Origin of the sequence: uncultured Campylobacter sp. (genome assembly GCF_938045775.1) — a bacterium.
Lineage (GTDB): Bacteria > Campylobacterota > Campylobacteria > Campylobacterales > Campylobacteraceae > Campylobacter_B.
Window position 1 is genome coordinate 1 of sequence record NZ_CALIBH010000209.1, and the last position, 4,499, is coordinate 4,499.

General features: G+C 46.5%; 2 protein-coding genes and 1 pseudogene. 1 reads left to right on the top strand and 2 read right to left on the bottom strand.

The genetic code is table 11. The annotated features are described in order from the left end of the window. Positions 1-454: 454 nt before the first annotated feature. Together groL and groES are read right to left on the bottom strand one after the other, a co-directional pair. A complete protein-coding gene (groL, locus tag Q0238_RS08270; protein WP_297944965.1) occupies positions 455-2,092 on the bottom strand; it encodes a chaperonin GroEL in 1,638 nt (545 codons plus the stop codon). A 12-nt stretch (positions 2,093-2,104) separates the two neighbouring features. Continuing rightward, on the bottom strand, positions 2,105-2,368 hold the full coding sequence (gene groES / locus Q0238_RS08275; protein ID WP_005871710.1) for a co-chaperone GroES: 264 nt from the start codon (positions 2,366-2,368) through the stop codon (positions 2,105-2,107). Between the two features lie 206 nt (positions 2,369-2,574). Between groES and Q0238_RS08280 the strand changes: the two are divergent. Next, positions 2,575-4,499 (top strand): annotated as a pseudogene (locus tag Q0238_RS08280) (hypothetical protein); the annotation flags it as partial.

A 4,499-nucleotide genomic window follows, 5' to 3' on the forward strand; every position in this document is an offset into this window, starting at 1 on the left:
AAAAATTCCGCAGCTAGGATTCTGTTTGGCAATAGAATTTTATCACACTAAAAATATGACGCCACGAAAAAATTTTATCTTGTAAGCGTTTAGGTGGGATAGCTGAAAATTTTAAAGTTTTAGAATTCTGCGCTTAAATTTTGAGTGGTAAGTCAGAATTTAAGGTAAAAAGCAAGCTCAGATAAAGTTTTTAAATTTAAAGGATAATGCGGCAAAACCGCAAATTTGCGGTGAGATACGAAATTTGCGAGATCATGCAGTGACTAAAAATCACACCGCTTAATCGCTAATTCATAATAAATCGCCGCGCCTTAGACATATCCAAAACGCGGCACATATCATTCTGACGGCGTATGGCAAAAATATCGCCGCGCATAAAGCATTTCGCGGCGCTGTAAAAATCTCGCAGCGCCGTTTCAATGGCATAGGAGCGCCGAATGACGCCCCCGCGGGACTACATCATTCCGCCCATGCCACCCATTCCGCCCATATCAGGCATTGGAGGCATTGCAGGTTTCTCCTCTTTAATCTCGCTGACGGTCGCTTCGGTCGTTAGAAGCAGGCTTGCGACGGAGACCGCGTTTTGAAGCGCGATACGCTCAACCTTCACAGGATCGATGATGCCTGCGTCAAACATATTGACGTACTCGCCGTTTGCAGCGTTGAAGCCGAATTTTTTGTCTTTATTCTGCTCAACGGCATTTGCTACGACACCCGCGTCAAATCCCGCATTCTCGGCAATCTGGCGAAGCGGAGCGAAAAGCGCGCGTTTAACGATGTCTGCGCCGATAAGCTCGTCTCCGCTTAGGGCTAGCTTTACGCTAAGTCCGGCTCTGATTAGCGCAGCGCCGCCGCCGATTACGATACCCTCGTCTACGGCTGCTTTGGTTGCGTTTAGAGCGTCGTCCACGCGGTCTTTTTTCTCTTTCATCTCGGTTTCGGTCGCAGCGCCCACCTTTATAACCGCAACGCCGCCGCTAAGCTTAGCCATGCGCTCTTGAAGCTTCTCTTTGTCGTAATCGCTCGTAGTCTCTGCGATCTGAGCTTTGATCTGCGAAACGCGCGCATCGATATCTTTTTTCTTGCCCGCGCCGCCTACGATAGTGGTGTTATCTTTGTCGATCACGATGCGCTCGGCTTGTCCAAGATCAGCCATGGAGGCGCTTTCTAGCGTTCTGCCAAGCTCCTCGCTGATGACGGTACCGCCTGTTAAAATCGCGATATCTTCAAGCATCGCCTTTCTGCGATCGCCAAATCCTGGGGCTTTGACCGCAGAGATGTTTAACACGCCGCGAAGCTTATTTACGACTAAAGTTGCAAGCGCCTCGCCCTCGATATCCTCGGCGATGATTAGAAGCGGTTTGCCGCTTTTTTGAACCTGCTCCAAAACCGGAAGTAGATCTTTTAAATTTGTAATTTTTTTGTCAAATAGAAGCACTAGTGGAGAAGCTAGCTCGACTAGCATTTTCTCGGCATTTGTAATGAAATATGGACTTAGATAGCCGCGGTCAAACTGCATTCCCTCGACTACGTTTAACTCATCGTTGATCGATTTTGCCTCTTCTACCGTGATGACGCCGTCTTTACCGACTCTTTCCATCGCGTCTGCGATCAGATCGCCCACCGCGCTGTCGTTATTGGCAGAGATCGTAGCAACCTGAGCGATCTCTTTTTTGCCGCTTACTTTTTTAGAGGATTTTTTTAGCTCCTCAATAACCGCAGCGCTAAATTTATCCATACCGCGCTTAACTTCGATCGGATTTGCGCCCGCAGTTACGTTGCGTAGGCCCTCTTTAAAGATCGCGTGAGCTAGCACGGTTGCTGTAGTAGTGCCATCTCCTGCTTGATCGTTGGTTTTACTCGCTACTTCGCGCACCAAAGAAGCGCCCATATTCTCTAGCGTATCTTTTAGCTCAATCTCTTTAGCCACGCTCACGCCGTCTTTTGTGATCGCCGGAGCACCGAAGCTCTTTTGGATTAAGACATTGCGACCGCGAGGTCCCATCGTAACTTTTACAGCATCGTTTAGCTTCCTAACGCCCGCGTAAAGCTTGTTTCTTGCGTCGTCTGAAAAAATAATCTCTTTTGCCATTTTCAATCCTTTTTATTTAATTATGCCTAAAACATCTTCTAAATTTAAGATAAGGTATTTCTTATCGTCTAAGCTAATCTCGCTGCCTGCGTATTTTGCAAACGCTACGGTATCGCCATTTTTGACGCCTTCACATTCGCTGCCGACGGCTACGATTTTGCCGGTCGAAGGCTTCTCCTTTGAAGCATTGTCGGGGATGATGATGCCCGAAGCGGTCTTTTTGGTTTCCTCCTCGCGCTCAATTAGAACGCGCTTGCCAAGTGGTTGAAATTTCATTTCAGTCCTTTCTTTGATTTGTGATTTCTAAAATTGGCACTCAATGTGTTTGAGTGCTAAGATTATATGCAAAATTTAAAATCTTGTCAATAGTTTATGAAAAATTTTTATAAAACTTTAGTGATTTTAACTCAAGTATTAAGATTTCAAACGTTAAATTTTAAGGGCTATAATACCCTCAAATTTTAAATTTTTAAGGGGACGAAATGAAAATTTTCGGCATAATCGCAGGAATTTTAATCCTGCTTATCGTAGGCGCGGGCTGCCTATTTTTCAGCGATTTTGGCAACAATCTTACTAAGCCTTACATAGAAAATTTGATCAAAGAAAAAAGCGGCCTTGACGTGAAACTTGAGAAATTCGATCTAAATTTCGGCGATCTGGACATCAGCGCCAACGTAAATGACGCTGCGAACGTAAACGTAAAGGGCAAATACTCGCTTTTTGCGCGCTCTTTCGATCTTAACTACGACGTAAATGCGCACGATCTAGCCAAGCTCGGCATCAAAACGAGTGAAGGGCTAAGCCTCAAAGGGCAAATTTTAGGCGATCTTGGCAAATTCGGCATCAACGGCAGCGGGCGGATTTTTGATAGCAACGTAAAATTTTTAGCAAATTTAAAAGACCTTAGTCCGCTTGATCTGCAAATCGACGCTAAGGGCCTAAACGTCGAAAAAGCCCTTGCTGTGGCCTCTCTGCCGATCTATGCTAAAGGAAATATCGACGTGCTCTCGGACATCAAGGCTAGCAGCGGCGGCGCAGAGGGCAACGCAAGCATCAAAAGTTCAAATTTGATCCTAAACGAATCTGCGTTTAAAGATATGAATATCTCCATCCCAAAGGGCGTGCAGATCACGCTAAACTCGGACATCACGGCGCAAAATGACGTCCTGCGAGCAGCAAGCAAGATCGATTCGACGCTGGGCAAGATCAGCGCCGAAAAGTCGGAATTTGATCTGAAAAACAAAACTTTAAACTCAGATTTTAATCTGAATTTGCCCGATCTCGCGAAGCTCGAAAGCCTTATCGGGCGTAAAATTTCGGGCGATGTTAAAGCAAACGGAAATTTAAAGACCGATTTTTCTACGCTTGAGCTTTCAAACTCGCAAATTTCAGCGTTTAAAGATGCGCTTAAAGCGGATGTGAAGGCCAAATTTGACCTAAAAAACAAAAACGGCGAGCTGTCCGCGAAGCTAAATGCAAACGATCTAGCCGCGCTGCAAAACGTCCTGGGAGTGAAGCTGCAGGGCAAGGCAAACGGCGATCTTAGCGCGGCTCTAGCGCAAAATGAGCTTAAAAATCTAAACTTAAATTTAAACGCGATGGGCGGCAACCTGAATGCGAGCGGAAATTTGAGCGATCTAAAGCTTAAGGCGATCAATCTAAATCTGGCCGTGCTTTCGGCTCTGTTTTACGGTAGCGCCATCGGAAACGGCACGATAAACGGCGATGCGAAATTAAGCTTAAAAGACGGCATCAACGGCACGGCGCAAATTTCGCTCGCTAACGGCGTGATTTTTAAGAAATTTTTAGACGGCGCGACGGGCAAGAGCTTCCCGAGCGATCTAAAAGCGGACGCGCAGGCGCAGACAAATATCAAAAACTCCGTCGCGACCTTTAGCGTAAGCGCAAACTCCGATCTGGCACAGCTTCAGAGCCTAAACGGCACCTACGAGCTCAAAAACAAAGCGCTTAAGGCAAACTACGCGCTGCTGATCCCGAGCTTGCAGCGACTAGAATTTTTCTTAAATCGCAGACTAAACGGCAAGATTGCCGCGACGGGTGAGCTTTCGCACGACGGCAAGAGCCTATTTGCGACTATAAATTCCAAGGTTGCGGGCGGCGAGCTAAACGGACAGATCGCGGGCGATGAAGCGAACTTTAAAATCCAAAATTTCATCGTCAAAGAGCTTACGACGCTTCTAAATATCGATCACGTCTACGACGGCACTGGCAACGCAAATCTTACGTATAATACGAGCTCGCACAGCGGAAAATTTGACGCGATCATCAACAACGGCCGCCTTCCTAGCGGCGGATTGATCGATAAAATCGGCAAAATTTTAGGCCGCGATCTAGGCGGCGAGGTCTATAACGACGCCAAAGTAAACGGCACGATCAAGCAAAATTT